Below are 23,252 nucleotides of genomic sequence, written 5' to 3'. Positions count from 1 at the left end.
TACAAGGAAAATCAGGTGCCGGTACATCATAGGCACCTGATTCCGATATCCCTCTTAATTACTTGCTTGTATCATATGCTTTTTGCAAAATTTCTAGATAACGATCGAGCTTCAGGTTCTGTAAACCTTTCACATAAGCATCCCAGTCCTTATTCAAGTCCTTGTTGCCTGTGATGAATTGCAATTCATTTTGCTCAATGTAGTTTCTGATGTTGGTTTGCAGCAAACTGGCTTCGTCAATTTCGTTTGGATCAATCCAGACGGACCAGATCGGGAACAGCTCTTTCGGCTCATGCCCTTCGTACAACAGCGATGCGTCATATAATCTGCGCTCATAACCATTGGATGCATAAATATCTGTGCCTTGAACGAAGGTATCACGATATTCTTTTGGCATATAGAAGTGAGCCATACCACTCCAGCCCGCATTACGTGGTGCCTCACCCTCAGCCATAGGGATTTGTTTCACTACAGGTTTAACGTCTTTACCCAGTGCCACATCACCTTCCACCGGGTCAGTCCAGTCAATCCCCTTCATACCGCTTGCACCGTTCGTTTGACCTTCTGGTGTGAACATGTAGTCAACCATTTTGATCAGGGCAATTTGCGCTTCTTCACTTGCCTTGTTTGTGATTACAAATTTCGCTCCTGGAGATACACCGCCCGCATCATGCGTCGCATAGGACACACCCTGTGGTCCAGAAATCGGCGCCAGCGGGTTATAGTGCGCCGAGCGAGTATTGCCTTCGTCAATGTTCACGAAAATTGCGGGATGCATAGCTGCACCAGCACCCAAAATTTCAGCGTCAGCATTTTCACCGATTTTCTTGAACGCTTCTGCGTTTTGTGTGAATGCGCCAGGGTCAATCAGACCTGCATCAAAGAGGGACTTAATGTAAGTCAATCCTTCTTTCCATTCAGGTGTAATTGCCGCAGATTGAACTTTTCCATTTTCCATTTGCAGGTAGTTTCGGTCATCATCATAGACAAATGCATTCATCAGGAACGGAATAATTCGTACGCCGAACTCCTCTATGGAACCACTCAGAGGTACCTCATCTGCTTTGCCGTTTCCGTTCGGGTCCTGCGTCTTGAAAGCTTGCAGCACGTTTTTGAATTCTTCGGTCGTCTTTGGCATTTCCAGATTCAGCTTTTTCAGCCAATCAGTATTAATCCACATCTTGCTCGGATAGGAGCAGTGGAAACATTCCGTATACGCAACAAGTCCATAGATATTACCATCAGGCGCTGTATTAAGCGTTTTCAAATTAGGGTTCTTCTCCATAGCTGCTTTGATGTTGGGAGCGTATTGATCAATGAGATCGTTCAAAGGAACGAGCACACCCTGCTTGCCATACTTCAGCAGATCTGCCTGAGAGAATTGGTCTATATAGTGGGTCAGCAGATAGGCATCAGGGTAGTCGCCGCTTGCCAGCGAGATTTGCCGCTTTTCCTTGGCTCCATCCGATGGGTTGATCTCCCAATTGAATTTGATATTGAATTTGTCTTCCACAAATGCAGTGAATTTATTGGTCGGAATATCAATGCTAGAGTCCTGAACCGCGAACACGCTAATATTCACCTTGCCGCCCTCTTCCGAGCTCCCCTGTTGTGCAGTAGATGAGCTACCATTGGAACACCCGCTCATGACAACTGTGAATGCCACTACCAGCATCAATAACGTTACCATACTTTTCTTCAAATCTGATCACTCCCTTTTTGTAGTTTACCAGTTGAGACGATGGTACCTTGCGTATGAACTGTCTATATCTTCTTGCTCCATACACCGAATCTAAGGATCAACCTTTAACAGAACCGACCAGCATCCCCTGTACAAAATGACGCTGTACAAATGGATAGATGACAAGTACAGGCAAAGTGGCGACCACAATTAACGAATATTTTAACAGTTCGGTAAGCTGCTGTCTTTCCACCATTTTCGCGACGTCCATGGCACCCGAACCATTATTTTGAATGATGATACTTCGCAAGATGAGTTGCAGCGGGAACAGGTCTGCCGATTTGAGGTAGATCAGGGCATCAAAGTACGCATTCCACTGCCCCACAGCATACATGAGAACCAGCACGGCGATGATCGGCTTCGATAACGGGAGTACAACACTCCAGATAAATCGCATATCACTACAGCCGTCAATTTCACTGGCTTCCAGAAGCTCCCCCGGAATAGAAGATTGAAAGAACGAGCGAGCAATAATGACCTGCCATACCCAGATTGCATTTGGGATCAGTAACGCCCAGCGAGTATCAATCAGATGAAGCTGCTTCACAACCATATAAGTCGGAATCAGCCCACCACTGAAAATCATGGTAAAGGTAATGATCATCATCAGGGTGTTCCTGCCGAAAAAGGTTTTGCGTGACAACGGATAAGCAATCATGATGGTTAACGCTACACTGATCAGGGTACCTGCGACCGTATAGAAAATGGAGTTACCATAGCCGATGAGAATCTCAGGTGTATTAAATAATGCCTTGTAACCGTTGAAGGAAATATCTACGGGCCAGAGCCATACTCGACCGGAAGTTACTGCTGCCGGGCTGCTGATTGAGCTGCTGACGATAAATATCAGTGGGTAAATGACCACCAACGCCACGATACTGAGCAAAATGTAAATTGTAATCAGAAACGTTTTGTCCACAGCGGACTCTTTAATCTTGGTTTGAACGTTTGCAGCCATAGGTGAACTCCTTTCCTACCAAATGCTATTCTTAGTAACTCTCTTCGCCAAACCATTCACCGTAACCAGTAAGACCAGATTGATCAGTGAGTTGAACAGCCCCACCGCAGTTGCGAAGCTATAGTTGGCATTCAACAGGCCGACTCGGTAGACATAAGTTGCAATGATTTCAGAATTAGCCAGATTGAGCGGATTCTGTAACAGGTAGACTTTCTCAAAGCCAATCGCCATGACATTTCCGACATTCAGGATCAAAATAATGACAATGGTTGGCACCAGCCCGGGCAGATCCACGTGACGGATTTTTTGAAAACGCGAGGCTCCATCGACTTTGGCCGCTTCGTACAATGTGGGATCGATTCCGGCTAGTGCTGCCAAATAAATAACCGCACTGTAGCCCGCAGTCTGCCAAATGTCGGACCAGACATAGATCGAACGGAACATACCCGGCTCACCCAGAAAATTCACGGAATCCAGCCCAAAGAAGTTCATGGCGATGTTCACAAATCCAAGCCGTGGTGCCAGGAACAGCATAATCATGGACACCATCACGACTGTTGAGATGAAATAGGGTGCAAAGGATACGAGTTGGACGAATTTCTTGAACTTGGCTCCTCGTACCTCATTAATCATGAGTGCGAGCACAATCGGAATTGGAAATCCGGCCAACACTAAATAACCGCTAAGTAAAATGGTGTTCTTCACCAGGGTCCAAAATAATGGGTTCTCAAAGAACAGACGAAAGTTTTGAAAACCAACCCAATCACTTCCCCATATCCCCTTGATGACGTTATAGTCCTTAAAGGCAAGAACCGCATTGATCATCGGATAATACTTGAAGATGAGAAAAAATAGCAAGGGCGGAATCACCAGTAGGTGTAACTGCCAGTGCTTCATCATTCTTTTGCGGGCATTGGTCAGAAAACCAGGTGCCTTCGGCTGTGTTGATGTCTTGTGATTTAATACGATTTCCTTCTCCAGAACAATCCCCCCTTACTAGCTGTCTGCGATGCGTAAATTATGATAGCGCTTTCTTGATTCTGATCATAGTCGATTTTGATGTCCTATAAACAGGTACACCTGCGCCGTTACACGTACAGTTATCCTGCTTTTGGGGGCACACATCCGCAGTACGACAGCCATTTTTCCATTACGGAGGCGTATTCGCAAAAAAAGACCGCATTGTCCGGAACACGGACAACACAGTCTATGGGTCTTCCTTTCATTTAATCGTCAACCGATTGTCTATACACACTGGGCGAAACGCCATTCAATCGTTTGAAGGCCCTCCTAAAGGAGTGAGAACTATTGTAACCTACCCGTGACGCAATCTCGTCAACAGTATAATTGCTCTCTTTCAACAAAATCACAGCCTGATCCATTCGGACTTTGATCAGGTGATCGGAGAAATTAACCCCCGTAAACTCTTTGAACAATTGAGAGATGTATTTCTCAGGCCGCTCCACATGCTCTGCCACCCGATACAGAGTCAGTTCTGTATCTGAATACATTTTCGCAGTATATTCCTTAATCTGTTTGATGATTTGAATATGAGCATCCTTCTTCTTGTTTGCAATAACGGAGCAGAGCTCTTCCATGATCTCATAAAACTCAGCTTTGATCGTTTCGAGCGGCTCCGAGGAACCAATATCAATGACCCGCCGTTTCACATTCTCGATGGAGGCATATTCCGTAAACGCCTTTTGATCCAGCAACTTGAGAAAAGTCCCCTTCATTTCTCCAACAAGTTGATGCTTCATTTCCATGGACAACTCCCGCTGCTCCATGTTCTGCACAATAATTGCATCGACAATCCGTTTGGCCTCTTCAAGTTCCCCTGCACGGATCGTGCCAATCAGTCGCTGCTCCGAATCCAGCGGGTAATAATACGTTGTATTTTCGGTTTGGGCTTCGTTGTTCCACATCATGCCTTTTTTATTCATGTAGACTGCATACTCCAGCGCCTGATTGGCCTGATCAAAGGAAAGGCTGACCTCTGTCAACGATGTGAAGAGATTTCCGAATCCTGACTGGATGGTGATCCTGTATTCATTGAACACATACTGTGCCAGATTCTCCATGATATGCGTGATATCTTCCTTTTCACGATCCAATTCGGAGTCGGTTTCCTTGGAAAAGAACAGGATGACCACTTTATCCGAACCCATATCGGTCATCAGGACATCCACGTCCAGTTCAGCCAAAGCCTGCTTCAACAGTAATCGGGAGGCATTCAGTTCATTCAGGATCTCGACGCTGTCCATACTGGCATAACCCTTAATCTGGACAATTCCAGCATATCCCGTGCCTTGATACAAATTAATATCTGCCTGTTCGGCAGCGGAAAGAATCTCATCCCGCGATTTGAATTCGCCGGAGATCAGCCGCTTCAGGAAGGCATCCCTGACCAGTGGGAGCTGGCGATTTAATTCGGATTCAAGCAGCTTGTTCTTGGTGAGCATAGCAGCGATATTTCCACTCAAAAAGTCAAATTCATTTTTGGGAGCCGATTCATCCTTCCCAAACTGCTCTTTCATTACACTTAACAGTCGATTGATTGGAACGCTGTTGCGATAAGCCAGCACAAGTCCAACAATCAGTCCGATGAGCAGTGTGCCGCCCGTAATCAGCATCGTCATCCCCTTGATCCTGTTTGCATTCTCCATCAGGACATGACGGGGAATACCCGCCTGGTATACCCATCCGTTCTTATCAGATCTTGTAGTGATCACGAGATCATCCCCATAGAACTGGCTGACTCTGCTTGGGTCAAAATGAGAGTCCGAGGCCATTTTCACCATCTCGGGCTCAGAGCTCCCTTGCAGCGCAATGGTATTGCCCTCCGCATCGCTGATATGAACCCAGCCACCGTATCGGTCATTCAGGCTGGACAACAGACTAAGAATCATTTTCTCGTCAATGATTACAACGGCGACAGCCGGTGAAGAATCATTGAAGCTGTCCAGAGGCAATGACTGCATATATGTGATTACCGAAGTCTGCTTCCCCCTACTAACATAGGAACTAAGCGGTTTAATCTCACTCCGGTGGGTCTTCCGCAACACGTCCTTCATCCATTCTTCCAACGAAAGATCGTTATAACGAAAATCAGTATAATAGTGATTCGGTCTGTAAGAAGAGCCCGGGGTCAAAATTAGATTGTAATTCGCAAGATAAATATAATAATTTTGCAGAAAATCATTGGTCTGTCCAAAGGTCAACACATTCTCCATCGTTCTCCATATTCCATATACGTTGGTTTCGTTGTCCCTTTCATTCATCAGAACGTTCAGTTCCTGATTAACTGCAAGCTGTCGGGTGAAGCCCTCTACTTCCGCCATGCGGCCCTCCAATATTTCCTGGCTTTTCTGGAGTTGGGTAACACTATTCTCAATGGAAATGGACTGTGTTACGGAGATGGAAGTTAGATAAGACATATAACCGCCAATGCTGGGTATAACCAAAATGATCACGTAGGAAATTAAAAATTTACGAAAAACATTGGAATATTTAATGGGTAACCCTCCTCCCCCTCCTTGAGGTATTGGTAGCGTTATCAAAGATAATAATATTTTCCGGGTTAGTCAATTGTTTTATCTCATTCTTCAATCGTGTTTCATTCGGGAATGAATAAAAGGCAACGATAAAAAGACGATTATCATTGCTTTTTTTAACATTTCCGAAGTTCTTTGGTTTGAGATGATAACTCCTTATCATTCAGAAAAAAGGGGCCGAGATGGCCCCCCAATCCTAGTTTACATCATTTCTTCTTTGGTTCTTCCACCTCTGATCGGGCTTTTACAACCTGATCGACGGATGCTGCTTCAACATCGCCAAAGGCCCAGTGTGTGGAAGGAACATCCTTCCACTGTGGCTGCGAAACGTTCGTGAGCGGTGCTCTGCCCAAAGCTCTGTTGATTGCTACAACGGCTTCCGCTCTTGTCAATAAAGCATTCGGGCGAAAAGTTCCATCTTTATAGCCTTTCAGAATGCCTGCGCTTTGCGCTTTCAAAATGGCTTCCTTGGCCCAGTGGCTGCTGATATCAGAAAATCCATCGCCTGAATTCTCGGAATCCGGACCGAGAAGGGCTACGAGAGTGGCCATCTCCGCACGAGTCAATGACTGATTTGGCTTAAACGTTCCATCCTTATAACCACTCATCAGCCCTATCTTGCTTACCTTAGCAATGGCGTCGGCTCCCCAATATTCAGATTTAACGTCACTGAATGCAATAGCAGATCCTGTGCCTTCTTTCTCAGATACCATTGCGAGTATGGTTGCCATTTCTGCACGGGTGAGTTTGTTATCCGGCTTGAACAACCCGCCCGGATAACCTTGAATATACTTTTTATACGGAATATCCTGACCACCCTCCGTTTCTGTTGTCTTGTCTGTAGTTCCGGATTCAGGAGCCGGCGCAGGCACAGAAGTGTCTGAAGGCTGGACGACTGGAGTCGATGGTCCACTTGGATTGGATGGACCACCTGGATTCGACGGATTCGTTGGTTCACCGTTTCCAGTAGGGACAGTAAATTTCAGTTGATCGGCCAGCATGAGCTCACCGGATTTCTTCACAGCTTTGAGTGTATGCTGGCCTTTTGCCAGTCCTGAAATGCTGTAAATCTCCTGCTGAATCTGCCGGCTTGGACTGTAGGCGTTCACGGTCTGCACCAGCTGTCCGTCTACATAAATGTCCACTTCGCCCTGTTCTGGTCCAGTCGGTGTAATCATACTTATTCCAGTGCCCTTGAAGGTGTATTCGAAAGAATCCCCGTCCACCACCGTGGAATGCACATCATTGAGATAATCACCGCCGAAGGCAAAGCTGAGGTTCAGCGTCCCCACTGACTGCGCAGCAAGATACGATTTTTTCAGTGTAACTCGGTTCCCTGCAACTGTATAATCGGACCCCGGAACCAGATCAAGTGATCCGTTAGTAATACCACTGAAGCTTTCCACCTGTTGCAGCAGCGTCACATCAATGTCTGTCTGAGCGGAAGCTGACTTGTCGAAATCCGCGGTTACCGGATTAATTAGATTCGGAAGCTCAACTTTGAGCATATCGAGCAGCATATACTCCCCCGATTTCTTCACTGCCTTGAGCGTGTGCTGCCCATCCGGCAGCCCCGATATGCTGTACAGGTTCTGCTGTGCCAGCCGACCGTTACGATGGGCGCTGACTGTTTCCTTGAATTGGTCGTCAACATAGATATCCATGTCTCCCTGTGACTGGTCAACCTCCGTAAATAACTGGATCCCCGTTCCCTTGAAGGTGTATTCAAAAGAATCATCGTTTTTTTCGGTATACTGCACATCGTCCTTATAGTCACCCAAACCTCTGCCAGTGCTTCGTGACCAGGAGCCGTTGTACTTGATTGCCGGATCGTCGTTATTGATCATTATAAATCGAATGCCCGTAGTATCGCTGATCCTTATTGCCAAAGACTGGGGATCACCCGCGCTAAAGATTACGTTTAGACTCGTTGTCCCTATAGGCAGCTGCGTGAGGTACTTCTTCCTGATAGTCAGCTTGTCATTGACCACCGTGTAGTCGTCATCACTGAGCAGCACCCCGTCATTTTCAACGCCGGTCAGCATATTGCCGTTCAAGGACAGCCTCACGGTGACATCCTTCTGTTGTTCCGTCTCCTTGTCAACGTTTGCAGAGGTCGGACTAATGGTGCTGTTCTGCCCTCCAGGAGGAATTTCCATGGTTACTCTAAGCGCATCCAGCAACATATACTGGCCCGAGCCCTTGACCACCTTCAAGGTATGTGGGCCGTTGTCCAAATCAAGCTTGCTGTACAAAACCTGCTGGACTTCCCTTTCTCCACTGGTATAGGCGTTTACAGTTTCAGGTGCTCCATTATCGAGGGTGACAATCATGTCTCCTTGGTCTTTATCCTTCTCCGTCAGCAGTTCAATGCCTGTGCCCGTGAAACTATACTCAAAATAATCGCCGTCTTTTTCAGTAAAATGCACATCGCCATTGTAATCACCGTAACTTCTGCCGGTATTGGAGTTCCATGAGCCCGTGTATTTAATACTGCTGTCATCATCATTAATGTAGACCTCATTGGTAACAGTGGCATCTTCCACGGAGATTGAATTTGCAGCATTGTCAGCTTCAGCGTCCAAGGCACCCCCTTGACTGCTATTCGCTGGACCAGTGCCAGAGGAATCCGTAATCGCTATGCTCAGATCCTGTCTCCCATCTGTCTGCTCCTTGCCCCCGTTGCGCTGCCAATCCCCGCTATAGAGCATGCCTGTATCATCGTCATTGACGGCTGATGTGCCGTTCAGTGCGGTTACTTTAAGCATCCGGGAAGCATGGGGTTCTAGCACGCCGCCACTGAATTCATGATTAAAATTCCCCAGCTCGGAATGGCTCCAGAGATCACGGACAGAAGCCGGACCGTTGAGGCCAAGATCGCTCCATTTGACTTTAACCTCCGCACTCTGGTCGCCCAAATTGAACAAGGCTACACTGTAAGTACCATCTCCGTTATTGGCATACCAAACCTGCTGCTTGGTCTCCATGGAAACCGGATGGCCTGGACGTCCGGCCTGATTGACGGCAATGACTTCGTCATTCGTAAGCAATTCCAATCCATAGCTGTCCAGCCTTGTTAAATCATCACCTGTATAAAGCGGTGCTGAAGAGATAGACCAGAAGGTCGTGGCCGTTTGCCGCTCAACCTTGGTCAGACCATCCATCGAGCCATTCCCGACATTCAGTGAATCGAAGTCGTTCCAGCCTCCGGGACCTGCATCCCGCCACCAGAGGGCAGCGATGGGGAACAAGCGGGAAATACTCGACCATTCGGTCAATCCCTTACTGCTGTCGTAAGCTTCAACGTCCCAGTCGATCCTCCAGCCGTTTGCATACTTTTTCCAGAAGTCCACGTAATTGTGATCAAGCGCCCAGGAAAGCTCAAACCAGATGTTATTTCTGTCCAGGGCTTTGGACCATGCCTCCACATCACCACGTGCATCCCGGCTCAGATTATTGATTCCCGATCCTGGCGTCACACTGTCGAATTTGACAAAGTTGATACCCCACTCGCCAAGAAGATCCGCGATGGAGTCAATATACTTCTGTGAGCAAGGGTTCGAAAAATCAATTTTGTACGTGTACGAATCCCAAGCATCCATAACAACGAGCGGTTTTACTGCAATATCTTGCATACGACATGCCCCGCCCGACCCATAAACCTCAAGATTTTTATCATAGGCGGTGATTGATAATCCCGGAATCAGATAGATTCCGATCTTCTGTCCGTTATTATGGACGTAATCAATGACCTCCTGAAATCCATTTGGATAAAGAACAGTACTCGGAATAGGACGGCCGTATTCATCTTCGTCACCGTTCCAGCCAGCATCAATATTAATGTATTCATATCCATGGGCTTGCAGCTTCTCACGCATGGCGTCCGATTGCTTCTTAATACTCTCGGCCGATGTCCAGTTACCCGGCCCGTCATATACCTGCATGCTGTAACTGCTCCAACCCATATACGGCTTTTGGGCCAGACTCTTATCTGCTGCTTGTGCCACATTACCTGTCGTTCCCATAATCCCGAACTGCACCGCCGCAATCATAAATACCATGAAACACATTGCCATCCTTTTTCCGATTCGTTTCAAATTATCCCTACCCCCTCTGAATTTGGTCATTCAAATTCCTGTTGATAGCGCTTCCACACGAGAAGAGAATAGTGGATGAGGCATTCCCAAGATAGGTACAATTCGGTATTTTACGTACAATTAACCTGAAATATAGGGGCAAACCGTCGCAGAACAAACATATTTCCATTAATGGATAAATAAACAAATGGAAACTTCATCTTTGCTCAAGCCGAGGGAATGGGTTGAAAAGAATCAGGAAAAGCAAAGATCAAAATCTGTAAACAAATAAAAAAGGTTCCGAGAGTGGCAGCAATGCCATTCTAGGAACCTTTTTCGTGTTACATATGATGCGGTCGAGAGGACTCGAACCTCCACGGGGGTTAGCCCACACGGACCTGAACCGTGCGCGTCTGCCAATTCCGCCACGACCGCGTATGTCTTATCTCCGAGAAATTATATCGCGGCGACAAGAGATAATATATCATGTGCAGGTAATTAGTGTCAACAAAAAAATATAATTTCGGTTTCAATGATAAAGCTTTTTATAAATTATATCTTTGAAGGCCAGTTGCCATACCAGGCATACCCACCTCTTCTTTCCTTATCGATATCGCTGAGTTTGTATTTCAAAACCCCATCACGTCCTACGAAGATCGGTTTATCCGTTCCAATTTCGTAAAAACGTGCCCATATTGGCGCTGCACCTGAATCAGCTACGAGTTTGCTATCTCCGTTTTCTCTGACATACTTGTATCCTGTAATTTTCACGTTGTTGAACCAGGCTTCTGCCGCTTGAATGGAAGCCTTAATTTTCGAGTTCGACGGTCTTGTTTTCAAAAACTTTACAATCGTACTGCTCTCTCCAGCACTTAGAGAAGGCACTTCATAAATCCTTGCTCCTGCAGGTTTTAGGGAGCTGGAATCATGCTGCTGTCCCCATGCAGTCAGTTTACCATTTGCTACAACCTGTGTATTGAGAATAGCATCTACACCTTTGGCAACTGATTTTTTACTGCGATCCGCAAGAGAGCTGTCGATGAATGAGAAATCACCTTTACGTGCACCTACTTCATCCAGCATGTACATGACATTAATCATGGCATCGTCGTTGAAGGTAATGTGTTTGTGATAGCCTGAGCTCTGGTATACTTGTGGCCATCCTCCATTGGAGTACTGCATATTTAACAAAAAGTTGATTCCTTTGATGGCAGCAGCCGAATATCGCGGATCATTTGTCTTTTTAAATTCCTTGGCTAATCTTCTAATTTCTGAGTATGTAGCTTTATTATCAATCGTAGATTTGGCCCACTCACCACTTGTTTCTTTGTAATCCTTCTTCCATCCCCCGTCAGGACGTTGATTCTTCAAAATATCTGAGATACTTGCTGTCGTTCCAGATGCGTCTGCAGCAGATACCTTAGCAGCAGGCTGAAATACCATTCCGACAACAGAGAAAATCATTGTACATGCCATTACCAAAGATGCAAACCTTGCTTGTGCCTTCAACATCGTTTAGAACACTCCCCAATTCATTTTCTGCAAACTGTTTTCCTTGAGCGTCTCCCCTCCTTATATTTGTTTTTAAACTCAAACTATTTCTTTTCATCCAATAAGTGGATTATACAAAAAGAATTCTATGCAAAACAATGAATTTTGTCAATAATTGCAACAATATGTAACAAATTCTTTGTCTTAACCTTTAGGTATCGTCTAATCGAAATGTGGGAAAGCCAATAAATTATCCAATTTTTCTCCATTTGAAACAGTAGTTACTTTTTTGTCATCTATTAAAACCCAATATTCGAGTTATTTCTACATAAATAGCGATAATTCCGTTAACATTGAGATGATAAGAAGTGTTCAAAATCGGTTTGACATTTTCGCATTTATGCAATATAGTTTCAAAAGGTTACAAAAACTTAATTATTCATTTGCCGAGTTTCATGTTTGAAAACGGGGGAACCATTTTGGGTGAATTATTCTTATACATAGGAAATATAGGGAACCTTCTACCGAACCCTTAGCTAACTCCGTAGGCATCGAAGGGAGAACAAAAATTTTGAAAAAGCTTATCATCTCCATTTTTGGAGCAGCAGTTTTATTTACATCCGGTGCAGCAAGCACAGAGGCAAGCAGTATCAACAGCGTCGTTAACAACATGACAGGCATACCTTACAAATGGGGCGGCACAACAATGGCCGGATTTGATTGCTCTGGATTTATGAGATATATTTTCAACAAATATAGCATTGAATTACCACGCACTTCCCAGCAACAAGCTAAGGCCGGAACTCCGGTATCCAAAGCTAATCTGCGTACTGGTGACATGGTATTCTTTAATACGATGGGCAATGGCATTTCACATACAGGTGTATATATCGGGGGCGGACAGTTCGCTCATGCTTCAAGCAGCAAGGGTGTCAGCATCACACAATTATCCAATCCTTACTTCAATGATCGTTACGTAACAGCACGCCGGGTAACAGGACAATTTATGTATAACAAAATGCTGGGCAAAATATAAGTTTGATTTGATATAGCGCAAAGAGGAGGCTCCGGGTGAATCCGGGACCTCCTCTTTGTTTGGGGCTTTTGTTTACAAATTCGGTGTGCTGTAGACTTCTATACTTAATGTAAAGCCTTCTGTACTCTCATTGCACCCTGAGACAGCGCATGGCCTCCACCTACCGCTCCAGCCACAGCAACCGTCTCCATAATCTCCTGATCGGTCGCTCCTTTGGCACGTGCCTCTTCCACATGGTAAAACGTACATACCTCATTGTTCGCAAACAGTCCAATACCCAGCGCAATCAGCTGTTTGGTCTTGGCATCAATCGCCCCTGCCTGAAAGCATTCTCCAGTGAACTCATGATAAGACTTCACCACTGCTGGTAGCACATCGCTTAATTCACCAATCTGATCTTTATAGGCATGAACCTTATCATTCATCAGTGTCATGGTTACCGCACATCCTCTCGGCTGATATGTTACAAGCTCTCACTGTACCTATCTTCTCTCCCGAGAGGTGTAATTATGCCAAAACATCCATGGTAAATGAACCTAAATAGGCATGTCCTATTCTTCGAGCAGGCTCTCGCGTGGTTCGCTGAACAATTGATATCGGTAATTCCGATCAAGCTTGACCACACGCCGATTCTGACGGCGAATGAGTACCTGCTCCCCGTCCCAAGCCACTACAATACCTGTCACATCATTGGACTGAATCTCGTCCCGTACTACCCTTACTTTTTCACCCGATAAACGCAGTGCATCCAATTGTGCATCACTGATCATATTTATGGCGCCTACTTTCCCAAAAAAATTATTTACAAAAAGAGACCTAAATGAAAAGTCATTTAGGTCTCACGTGACTGTATTGGACTGTCATGTCATTCGAAAGTATGTCCCGACTGAAAGTTACCGCTGCGCGTGCTCTTTGCTGTCGTTCTTCTCAAACCAAAAATCAAGCACTTTGGCGGACATCACACGTTCTTCAAGGTACTCCACTTGATGCGGTGTAAATTGTTCTTTCCAAGAGAAGGACAACTCTTCGCACAAGCCTACAATCGTCAGCAATTCTGACCAGGCAACGTAGCGTTTGTACCAGAAAAATTGAGGATGTTCAATCATATAGGGATAAAGGTCATCGAATTCCGTATGTTTACAATCCAGGGCACGCTCAAAATGTACTTTCGATTCCGCCAGCTTATCAATAAAAAATTGTTCTGTTGCCGGTTGGTTACCCATGGTGTTGCCTCCTCTCCCTAACATAACCCCATTATAAATGAAATCAGCGGTCATGCAAAGGCATTGTTATAAAAATAGGCACTTTTTCCTTTAAAAAGTCACAATTCGTTATCGTCAAATTGCACGGTGCCATCGTTCAGTGAACGAATGCGCACCAACGCTTCAACCGGGATACCCTGCTCACGAATAGTGCGCGCTCCGGCCTGAAAACATTTTTCGACCACGACACCGAATCCAACCAGTTCCGCACCCGAACGTTCGATAATTTTGATGACACCACGAGCGGCATCACCATTCGCAATGATATCGTCAATAAACAAAATACGGTCATTCTCATGAATATATTCACGCGACACCATAATATCCGTTACGATTCCTTTGGTAAAAGAAGGTACTCTTTCACAGTAGGCGTCGGGGTCAGCCAAAAGTGTTTTTTTGCGACGGGCAAATACCAGCGGAACACCCAGTTCATGTGCGGCAGCAAAGGCGACCGGAATCCCGGAAGACTCCACTGTAATGACCCGAGTTACACCACTTTCACGAAAACGAGCGGCAAATTCACGTCCCATTTCCATCGTCAATGCAGGATCAATCTGGTGATTCAGCAGACCATCCAGCTTCAGCACCTGATCTGACATGACTACACCTTCTTGTAAAATTCGTTGTTTCAATACTTCCATAATTTGACCTCCCAAGCCTATCCTATGACGTAAAAGTATCATAGATCCGGCTATCAGTTCAAGCGAAATTGCCTTTGCTCTTGTCCAGAGCATAGAAATGACCCTATGTCACACTTCAATTGTCATGACTTTGATGGGTCAAGCATACCTTGTACCATGGCACCCGCATGTCCAAACTATTCAGGGGCCTGAGAGGGGAAACGCATGAAACAGGCATTTCGGGTGCTGCAGATCGCATTTACATACATTGGAACGGTAGTAGGAGCCGGCTTTGCAACAGGACAGGAGATATTGCAGTTTTTTACCCAGTATGGCAAATGGGCCACCATTACCATTGGCTTATCGACCATGCTCTTTGTCTGGTTAGGTACAAAAATGATGCTGATTGCCCATGATACCGGCTCGCGCTCATACGAAGATCTCAACAAGCATCTATTCGGTCATAAAGCAGGAAACTGGATTACCTGGGTTACCCTTCTTATTCTCATCGGAGTAAACAGTGTCATGCTGGCCGGAGCAGGGTCGGTCTTTGTAGAGCATCTGGGGCTTCATTACCAGACCGGACTGATTGTTACCCTTATCGGTACATATCTGCTGCTTGGACGGGGCATTCAGGCTATTCTGCAAATGAACAGTATCGTAGTGCCAATGATGCTCCTGCTCTCTCTGCTTATGATCACCAGCACCATACATCATCCCGGCGCAAACCGATTTATTACATTAACCACGGACAGCAATCCAATCCAGGTCTGGTTATCTCCTCTGTTGTATACTTCATTCAACCTGGCACTTGCCCAAGCTGTTCTTGTTCCGGTGGGGAATCAGATTCGCAGCCGAAAGGTACTGAAATGGGGCGGCGTTCTGGGCGGGATTGGTGTAGGATTCATGCTTATGGCAGCCCACTTCGCCATGTCAGCCCAGATGCCTGGCATCACGCAATTTGAAATTCCAATGGGCAGCATTGCCTTTCAACTTGGATGGGTAGTCCAGTCTATCTATGTATCCCTGATTTTTATGGAAATCTTCAGTACATTTGTAGCCGATATTTATGGAATGACCCTCCAACTCAGACAGCATGTCCACGTACATCCCAAACTAATCATACTGGCCATCATGCTGCTATGTTATTCGCTTAGCCAGTTTGGGTTCAGCTCCCTGCTCTCTATCCTTTACCCCATTTTCGGCAGTTTGGCACTGGTCTGGGGTGCAAAATTAGTAATGGATCGATGGGGAAGCTTTCGAGGTCGTAACAAACACCTATAACAACGTATTTTTGTTGCGAAGTATCATTTCCCTAAACATAAAAAAAGCCGCTGTTCACACAGCGGCTTCCTTCTTTTCCCTTTCCAGAAGTTAAAACTGGCTCGAGAATTGCAAATACATTTTTTTCAGTTCATTGACCGATCTGCCCAAAGAGTAATGGGTTTTGGCCTTCTCGCATGCCGAACGAGCGAGCTCATAACGGTACGCCGGGTCAACCATCACCTTCTCCAGCGCTTCTGCCAGTGCAGACGGATCTTCTGAAGGCACCAGCAAGCCGTTACTGCCGTTCTCGATCTGTTCGGGTATGCCGCCAACATCTGTACCTACAAGGGCAAGACAGCTAAGCGCTGCTTCCGCGAAAACAGACCCGAACGCCTCCGCCCGCGAAGGAAGTACAAAGATATCAAAAAATGGCATGAATTCCTCAGGGTGCAGCGTGTAACCATAAAAAATAGTCTCATTATAAATGCCCAGCCGCTGGGCCAATTCTTCCAAGTCTGGACGGATCGGTCCGTCCCCAATAATATGAAGCACATAATCATGTCCCCGGGCTTTCAGTTCGGCGCAGGCTTTGAACAGAATATCCAGCCCTTTCGCCGGAACCAGACGGCATACGGTGACCAGCTGTGGTATCGCGTTCTCATGGGGAATTGGCTTAAACCTTTTCTCATCAAAACCATTCGGAATCACACCGATAACATCGGGATGCTGTACATAAGGCGCCAGATAACGACGGAAAGAATCCGATACCGTTAACAACCGCTCCGCCTGGTGCTCCAGCTCACCATAGATGGCCAGCAGGAATTGATGCTCCGGTCCGTTCGGCTCAATTCTTCCATTCAGTATCAGCTCTCGCTCATAACTGGAGTGGATCGTTTGAATGAGAGGAACATCCGGGAAAACCTTCTTCATTGCAAGCCCCGCAATAGGATGATGGGCATGAATCAGATCGTAAGGCTTCTGAATACGCAGCTTGGTCCACCACAAATAATCCCGGTAGGTTTGCATATATTTTTGCACGATAGGACTATCCTGATATTGGGTCCAATCGAACGTCTCAAACTGGATATCTTCCCTGCCCTTGTTGCGAATTCGCTTAGGCAACGAGAACAGATCCATCTCCCACCTCGGGGTTGTAAACCTCTCTTGCATATACGGAATCATAGAGGATACACCTCCGGGCTGCTCCGGAGGAAAGAAAAGCGCCTGCAGCAATCTCACCGTTAGTTTCCCCCTTTCTAGCATAAATCTTTTCATTACATCTTCAATCATGATATATCAGAACATATGTTCAGTAAAGGTACAAAATGAGATTTCTTATCACTCGCTCATTTACAGCCGAATAATAGAATTCATTTCAATATCAATTGTACCATGTTGCATCTGACGCTGACGATATTACGAGTACTGTTAGGTACTGGGGGCAATTCCAATGGAAATCATCGCTCTCTGTCTGCCTTTATTCTACTATACGTTATCTTATTCATCTTGTTTGAGCGTACGCCCTCACTTCGGAGTCGTATATACAACATATTCAGAAGATGCTCGGCTAAGAAGCGGATGTATGATTTTGAAAGTTAAGCCTCTTTTGCCGACATACAAATGAAAGCCAGTGAGCAATGGTAGCCCCCGGCTTTTTGAATGTACTTCTTATGTTTGAATACAGCGTTTATACAGACAAGTGTGTGACCGCCTTCTCGTACGTACTGAAGCCGTCTGTCTCTCCCACAAAGGTATAGTCGTTACGCCCATAGAATGCGTTCAATGTCGCGTTCTCGGCTCCGCAATCCAATCGGACAATATGTTTGTCCTCAAACTGTATCCCGCTGCTGGACCATTGCAAAATCGCCCTTCCCAATCCACTCTGGGCGTACTTTCTGCGGATGGCTAATCGGTGCAGATAAAGTGCACCATCCCCGGCATGCGCTTTGCTTCCCCATAAATGCACATCCCATGCACTTGGCTGGCTCATCAAAATAACCATGCCAGCTACGTCAGAACCCTTTTTAAATACAAATACGTCGCCACGCTGAATGGCCTCCGCCGTATTATGAGAATCCTCACCTTTTAACAACGCATTCCATTGAGAAGAGCCCTGGCTCCGCAACCACTCGGCTGTTTCCATGAGCAGGGACATCACATCCTCCGTGTCTTCCGGCTGAGCCTGCAATGCCTTAAATTCATCATTAATGTAGTCTGTTGTGATACTGAATGAGTGCTTCATGATTCTCCTCCACTTCCAGGTCTCTCTTAAACTAATGGTACTATACCGGGAAATGGCTTGTTCGTCAAAAAGAAAACAAAAAAGGCAAGAGGCTGTGCCTCTTACCCTTCAATCTTCGCTTCATCAATAATTTGATTTCGGTATAACATCGTGAGATGTAATGTATCAAACTCAAGCTCTTTGTCCAGCTCTCGCATCAGAACTTCAACCAGACTCTTTCGCTGAACACTTGTGCCGGGTACCTGATAATCAATATAGCCTGACAAATCCGCTTCTGAGGTATCAATCGTTGCTGTACCTACAGGTAACCCTCCGCGTTCTTGTAGAAACAGTTCATATACCCGAAACTCCCGATCTTTGCGCACCAACATTACATAACAGGCTTCTTCAGCTGCTTCAATCTCTTCGAGATCTTCTTCAGACTCTATCTCATCCTCATCCGCAAAATCCCGGTGCACCCATTCCGCCGATTCCATCTCCTGCCCTTGATGCCACATGCGGATCGTAATTGTATCGATGATTTCTTCATCCAGCTCTCGTACCAGCAGCTCGGCAGCCGCATCCTGATAATTCTCTGCCGGTTCATCATACCAATGGATCTCACCCTGCACATCAGCGCCATATTGTTTCAGAGAGGCTTCAGCCAGTTCCTGTCCATTGGCGTCATTAAATACATAGGTAGATATGCTGCGTCCGGCGCTTACCAGCTCCATTTCAAGCAAATGTTCCGGGTCTTCATATGTAAATGATTCGGCTTGTGAGCCAGGAATTACGTGTACTTCATTTACACCAGCCCGATCATTCTGTCCATCGTGACTGTAGCTATCTTCAGACCGTGACGACTGATTGAACATATCCGTTTGAGACTCTGGCTTCTGTAACACAGAATACAATGTACCGCAGCTTACAAGCACTTCATACTCAGCAGCACTTACCGCATCCGCGAGAGAACGAATATATTCGTGCACCTGCTCCACAATATATTGTTCTGTCTCGTCAGGTAGCGAATTCTGCTCAATCTGAAGGCTGCCGGATACCCGATCTCCTTCCCTGAACACAAGCAGCAGCGAACCCATATATTGACCGCCCACCATAATATCCTGTACTTCGCCACCTGATGTTCGAAGATCAGGAATCAGCTCTACTTTCAGTTCCATGCACCTGTCCTCCTCGGTTCCTAACGTTATTCTATTAGGTTACCCTTGAGAGCGACAGTTTATAAGATACAACGCTATTCAGATTTTAAGAGCGAACTATTAGACGGACAACACATATTTTTGGATAGCGTGGGCCACACCCTGATCGTTGTTCGAAAGTGTAACCTCATCCGCAGCTGCCTTGACTTCTTCCGGGGAATTGTCCATCGCAACCCCTTTGCCTGCAAAGGTCAACATGGTGATGTCATTGTAGTAGTTACCTACCGCCATGATCTCGGAAGGAAGAATTCCTTTTGCTTCGGCCAGTCTTTTTAGAGCTGCACCTTTGGAGGCTTCTGGATGCATAAGATCAATGAAAAAATCACCGCTACGCGTCATATAATATGGAAGATTCCAGGTCGACCACTCCTGTTGCACCGCATTCATCTGCTCGATGGGTCCAAACGCTGTGAATTTCGCAAGCGGCTCTGTCATATCCGCCCATTGCGGCAGCTTTAATGGCTCTGCCATGAAGTTTTGATACATTTCGCGTACCTGTAACTCCAAACCTTCGGGCTGATCCACATAGAGTCCAAACGCCGTGTTGATGTCAAAATGTACACCTTGCGCACGGCAGTAAGATATAAAAGGCTCCAGCCCCTGTCCATCCATGGCAAAATGGTGCACCACTTCACGAGTCTGAACCTGTGCAGTTACTGCCCCATTATGTGTAATGACATATCCGTCAAGTCCCATCTGCTCCATAAACGGGATCGTGTTCGCAGGACCTCTGCCTGAACACAGAACAATCTCAGCTCCCTGACGGGAAGCACGAATTAAGGTCTCTTGCGTCAATTCGGTAAGTTCATGATGATCATTAAGCAGCGTTCCATCGACATCCAGTGCGATTAATTTAATTGTCATTGTCTTCATTCCTTATCTGTAAAAGAGTCGCACCCACCCAAACCCTCCCTTCCGAGGGAGGGCCCCAGAGGGCTCTGCCCTCTGGACTCCCGTCTCGTTTACCGGCGGCGGTTTCGATCTTGCTATGTGACGGTCGGTGTGGGAGCGCTTGGTTGCCGGGTCTGCCGCTTGACAGCGGCGGCCCCGCCCAAGCTCAAGCGGGACCATTACGGGCAGGGCTTCGCCTTCTGCCCGGCTCTCTGCTCCGCTTCGCGAAGGACGGGAGCTGACGCACCTTTGGCGCGGTGGGCAAGGCTTCGTATACTGCCCAGACTCCTTGCTTCGCTTCGCGAAGTAGGGAACTATTACTTCCGCAAACGTTCTAACTCGTCAGCGGTTAATTCGCGATAACTGCCAATTTCAAGATTGGCATCCAGCTCCAGGTCACCCATGGCAACACGTTTCAGATAAACCACACGTTTGCCAACAGCCTGGAACATTCTCTTCACCTGGTGGAACTTGCCCTCATGAATGATCAATGAAATGGAAGAAAACACGCCCTCTTCCGTTTCCTCACGATCCAGCACAGTCAGTTCCGCAGGCAACGTCTCATATCCATCATCCAGCTGAATGCCGGCTTTGAATTTTTCAATATCTTCTTCTTCAACATTTCCCAGCACACGGGCTTCATACGTCTTGGGCACATGTTTGCGCGGGGACAACAGATCATGGGCAAGTGGCCCATCATTCGTTAGAATGAGCAAGCCTTCGGTATCTTTGTCGAGCCGTCCCACAGGGAACAGATCGAAGACACGCTCCTCTTTACGCAGCAGATCAATCACCGTTTTATCCCGATTATCTTCGGTTGCCGACACCACGCCAGGTGGTTTGTGAAGCATCAGGTAGATCATTTCACGATACACAATCCGCACTCCGTCAGCTTCAATTACGTTTACGTCTGGATTAACCTGCACACCGCTGTCTTTCACCGGTTTACCGTCCACACGGATTCTGCCCTGTTTCACCATCTTTTTGAGTTCACTTCGTGACCCCACACCCATGTGGCTCAATATTTTATCCAGACGCAGCGTTTGTTTGCCTTTTCCACTCATACCGATGTCCACCTCCAGCCTGCCGGATACTCATTTTTCAGTACACCATCCAGCCATTTCCCCCAGCCAGCCGCAAATCCGTCCACACACACCAACACATAACCTTTGGCCGCCGTATCTGCTTGACGTTCAACTCTTGCTTCTTCGATGTTCAACGTCTCTCCTTTGAGATACCTTACCGCTTCACCGTCTACCGAAGATAAATTAACGGATCTCTGGGCTTCAGCTGCATTCAAAGCGCATGCAAGCGGATGGGAGGGCACAAATCGCCCATTCTTGACGGTACCCATAAACCACCCTGGCCGTATAACCTTGAGCCCTTCCAGACGGGCAGCACCCACTGAAGATTGATACACTCGATCGCCGTAATACACCGTTTCTCCAGCAAGCTCGATTTCCAGATTTTCTTGTACAAATTGAGCATACACCGTTCCTGGATCGACATTTGCCTGGTCGGTTCCTCGTCCCTGAGCCCGTTCGTTTTTGCGACCACCACGTTCGTTTCCTTTGCCCTGTTTTCCCTGAGCCTTACCACCACGAGTATGCTTATCATCGCGTTCTCTAGATTCGGTTCTCATTAGACGTTCCCGTTTCCGCTCTTCTTTACTGATTGGTGCAGATACACGGATAAATGGTTCTACCAATTCAGTTGGTTCGGTGAAATCTGCGCCCACTGCCTGTCCATTTTGTAAAACGCTGCCCTCTTCTTGATTTCCGTCTTCTTCGATAAGAGATTCCGCACGATGCTGCAATACAGCAACATAATGTCCCTCCCCCTCCAAGAGATGAGGCCACAACCTCGCAGTGCCGCGCGTTTGGTCCAGCACAGATTCCGTCTCTTCTGCTTTTTCGGGCAACATCTGCCGCACCCATTCCGGACGTCCTGGCGCAAATCCTGCACTTTCCGGGATGTCATTCACCACAAAATCAGGATTGATGTTCAGGAATTCCGCTATCATGGCTTCATTTTCCTCAGGTGCAAATGTACATGTGGAATATACGATGGTACCCCCTGGAGCAAGCAGTTTGGCCGCAGTCTCCAGAATATCGCGCTGCATCAGCACACATTTTTCTACCGAATGATTTTCCCAAGATTTCACCATGTCCTCATCTTTACGGAACATACCCTCACCCGAACAAGGCGCATCGATTAACACTTTATCAAAATAATGAGAAAATGCATTCGCAATCCGTTCCGGTGATTCATTCAATACAACGGCATTGCGTATTCCATACAATTCCACGTTTTTGGCGAGGGCTTTCGTACGTTCCGCATGGATATCATTCGTAACGAGCACACCTTTCCCCTGAAGCTTGGCAGCGATCTGGGTTGTTTTCCCGCCAGGAGCCGCACATAGATCCAGCACACGTTCCCCGGGTTTCACATCCAATAATTCAACTGGGGCCATGGCGCTTGGTTCCTGGATATAATACAAACCCGCATGATAATAAGGGTGTAACCCCGGCTTAACTCCATGAGGCACATAAAAACCCGTTCCGCACCACGGAATGGGTCGCATATCAATTGGAGCAATTTCCTTGAATTGTTCCAGCGATATTTTTAACGTATTCACTCTCAGCCCCGCATGTGGCGACTGCTCATAAGATTTCATAAATTGTTCAAATTCATCGCCTAACAAGCTTTTCATTCGCTCGGCAAATATCGAAGGCAGCTGTACAGCCATAATCCCACTCATCCTGTCTTGTTAAAATTGCATATAGTTCTATGTTATCATATCTGGGCAATGCTTTCCTATTGCTTCATACATATTCCACTACAGCGTGTAATGTAGTATAATGGCAAGTAGATTGATTGATGTGCAAAAATTCGGGTGTTTATGCATATTATCCCATC

Annotated in this window: 19 protein-coding genes, 1 tRNA gene and 1 riboswitch; of the genes, 3 read left to right on the top strand and 17 right to left on the bottom strand. The window is 46.5% G+C overall.

Going from position 1 to position 23,252, the window contains the following annotated elements; genetic code table 11:
- Window positions 1-58: 58 nt before the first annotated feature.
- The 3 genes from BLV50_RS00595 to BLV50_RS00585 form a co-directional block, all read right to left on the bottom strand.
- Window positions 59-1,702, bottom strand: a complete 1,644-nt coding sequence (locus tag BLV50_RS00595) for an extracellular solute-binding protein (protein WP_090805183.1) — start codon at window positions 1,700-1,702, stop codon at window positions 59-61.
- Window positions 1,703-1,799: 97 nt separating this feature from the next.
- Window positions 1,800-2,699 (bottom strand): carbohydrate ABC transporter permease, encoded by a 900-nt coding sequence (locus tag BLV50_RS00590; protein WP_063564773.1) that lies wholly within the window; start codon window positions 2,697-2,699, stop codon window positions 1,800-1,802.
- 15 nt (window positions 2,700-2,714) lie between these two features.
- Window positions 2,715-3,599 (bottom strand): ABC transporter permease, encoded by an 885-nt coding sequence (locus BLV50_RS00585; RefSeq protein ID WP_143805411.1) that lies wholly within the window; start codon window positions 3,597-3,599, stop codon window positions 2,715-2,717.
- A gap of 159 nt (window positions 3,600-3,758) precedes the next feature.
- On the opposite strand from BLV50_RS00585, the gene BLV50_RS33040 reads away from it, so the two are divergent.
- A complete protein-coding gene (locus BLV50_RS33040) occupies window positions 3,759-3,929 on the top strand; it encodes a hypothetical protein (RefSeq protein WP_218135355.1) in 171 nt (56 codons plus the stop codon).
- Here BLV50_RS33040 and BLV50_RS00580 read toward each other — a convergent pair.
- From BLV50_RS00580 to pelA, 4 genes are all read right to left on the bottom strand, one after another.
- Entirely contained in the window at window positions 3,926-6,040 is a 2,115-nt protein-coding gene (locus BLV50_RS00580; protein ID WP_256337820.1) for a helix-turn-helix domain-containing protein, read from the bottom strand. The two genes, BLV50_RS33040 and BLV50_RS00580, sit on opposite strands and share 4 nt — an antisense overlap.
- Window positions 6,041-6,459: 419 nt before the next feature.
- The gene (locus tag BLV50_RS00575) at window positions 6,460-10,350 is read right to left on the bottom strand and encodes a X2-like carbohydrate binding domain-containing protein (RefSeq protein ID WP_256337819.1); all 3,891 of its coding nucleotides are present in this window, start codon (window positions 10,348-10,350) and stop codon (window positions 6,460-6,462) included.
- A gap of 330 nt (window positions 10,351-10,680) precedes the next feature.
- Window positions 10,681-10,764: transfer RNA gene (locus BLV50_RS00570), tRNA-Leu, on the bottom strand.
- A 117-nt stretch (window positions 10,765-10,881) separates the two neighbouring features.
- Window positions 10,882-11,841 carry a pectate lyase gene (pelA, locus tag BLV50_RS00565; protein ID WP_090805171.1) on the bottom strand — a complete coding sequence of 320 codons (960 nt, stop codon included), beginning with the start codon at window positions 11,839-11,841 and terminating at the stop codon, window positions 10,882-10,884.
- A gap of 413 nt (window positions 11,842-12,254) precedes the next feature.
- Window positions 12,255-12,386, top strand: a riboswitch (cyclic di-AMP (ydaO/yuaA leader).
- A gap of 5 nt (window positions 12,387-12,391) precedes the next feature.
- On the opposite strand from pelA, the gene BLV50_RS00560 reads away from it, so the two are divergent.
- Window positions 12,392-12,856: a C40 family peptidase gene (locus BLV50_RS00560; protein WP_063564776.1), complete on the top strand. Its 465-nt coding sequence runs from the start codon at window positions 12,392-12,394 to the stop codon at window positions 12,854-12,856.
- Between the two features lie 104 nt (window positions 12,857-12,960).
- Here BLV50_RS00560 and BLV50_RS00555 read toward each other — a convergent pair whose 3' ends face one another.
- The 4 genes from BLV50_RS00555 to BLV50_RS00540 all read right to left on the bottom strand — a co-directional run bounded on the left by BLV50_RS00555 (window position 12,961) and on the right by BLV50_RS00540 (window position 14,759).
- The gene (locus tag BLV50_RS00555) at window positions 12,961-13,290 is read right to left on the bottom strand and encodes a carboxymuconolactone decarboxylase family protein (RefSeq protein ID WP_062322073.1); all 330 of its coding nucleotides are present in this window, start codon (window positions 13,288-13,290) and stop codon (window positions 12,961-12,963) included.
- A 117-nt stretch (window positions 13,291-13,407) separates the two neighbouring features.
- The gene (locus tag BLV50_RS00550) at window positions 13,408-13,626 is read right to left on the bottom strand and encodes a hypothetical protein (protein WP_063564777.1); all 219 of its coding nucleotides are present in this window, start codon (window positions 13,624-13,626) and stop codon (window positions 13,408-13,410) included.
- A 123-nt stretch (window positions 13,627-13,749) separates the two neighbouring features.
- Complete coding sequence (locus tag BLV50_RS00545; protein WP_024629266.1) at window positions 13,750-14,079, bottom strand: hypothetical protein; 330 nt, start codon at window positions 14,077-14,079, stop codon at window positions 13,750-13,752.
- 98 nt (window positions 14,080-14,177) lie between these two features.
- Complete coding sequence (locus BLV50_RS00540) at window positions 14,178-14,759, bottom strand: xanthine phosphoribosyltransferase (protein ID WP_063564778.1); 582 nt, start codon at window positions 14,757-14,759, stop codon at window positions 14,178-14,180.
- A gap of 204 nt (window positions 14,760-14,963) precedes the next feature.
- Between BLV50_RS00540 and BLV50_RS00535 the strand changes: the two genes are divergently transcribed.
- A complete protein-coding gene (locus BLV50_RS00535; protein WP_063564779.1) occupies window positions 14,964-16,022 on the top strand; it encodes a YkvI family membrane protein in 1,059 nt (352 codons plus the stop codon).
- A gap of 90 nt (window positions 16,023-16,112) precedes the next feature.
- On the opposite strand, the gene BLV50_RS00530 is transcribed toward BLV50_RS00535, so the two are convergent.
- From BLV50_RS00530 to BLV50_RS00505, 6 genes are all read right to left on the bottom strand, one after another.
- Entirely contained in the window at window positions 16,113-17,243 is a 1,131-nt protein-coding gene (locus BLV50_RS00530) for a glycosyltransferase family 4 protein (RefSeq protein ID WP_090805167.1), read from the bottom strand.
- A gap of 448 nt (window positions 17,244-17,691) precedes the next feature.
- Window positions 17,692-18,246, bottom strand: a complete 555-nt coding sequence (locus BLV50_RS00525) for a GNAT family N-acetyltransferase (protein ID WP_072732310.1) — start codon at window positions 18,244-18,246, stop codon at window positions 17,692-17,694.
- A 101-nt stretch (window positions 18,247-18,347) separates the two neighbouring features.
- Window positions 18,348-19,403, bottom strand: a complete 1,056-nt coding sequence (locus tag BLV50_RS00520; protein ID WP_063564782.1) for a hypothetical protein — start codon at window positions 19,401-19,403, stop codon at window positions 18,348-18,350.
- Between the two features lie 99 nt (window positions 19,404-19,502).
- Window positions 19,503-20,306, bottom strand: coding sequence for a Cof-type HAD-IIB family hydrolase (locus tag BLV50_RS00515; protein ID WP_063564783.1), 804 nt, complete (start codon window positions 20,304-20,306; stop codon window positions 19,503-19,505).
- Window positions 20,307-20,650: 344 nt separating this feature from the next.
- Window positions 20,651-21,397 carry a pseudouridine synthase gene (locus tag BLV50_RS00510; protein ID WP_090805163.1) on the bottom strand — a complete coding sequence of 249 codons (747 nt, stop codon included), beginning with the start codon at window positions 21,395-21,397 and terminating at the stop codon, window positions 20,651-20,653.
- Window positions 21,394-23,082: an RsmB/NOP family class I SAM-dependent RNA methyltransferase gene (locus BLV50_RS00505; RefSeq protein ID WP_090805158.1), complete on the bottom strand. Its 1,689-nt coding sequence runs from the start codon at window positions 23,080-23,082 to the stop codon at window positions 21,394-21,396. The genes BLV50_RS00510 and BLV50_RS00505 overlap by 4 nt, the downstream gene beginning before the upstream one ends.
- Window positions 23,083-23,252: the final 170 nt, after the last annotated feature.

The sequence above is a fragment of the Paenibacillus sp. 276b genome (genome assembly GCF_900107875.1).
Lineage (GTDB): Bacteria > Bacillota > Bacilli > Paenibacillales > Paenibacillaceae > Paenibacillus > Paenibacillus marchantiae.
This window is presented reverse-complemented; position numbering and strand designations above follow the sequence as displayed.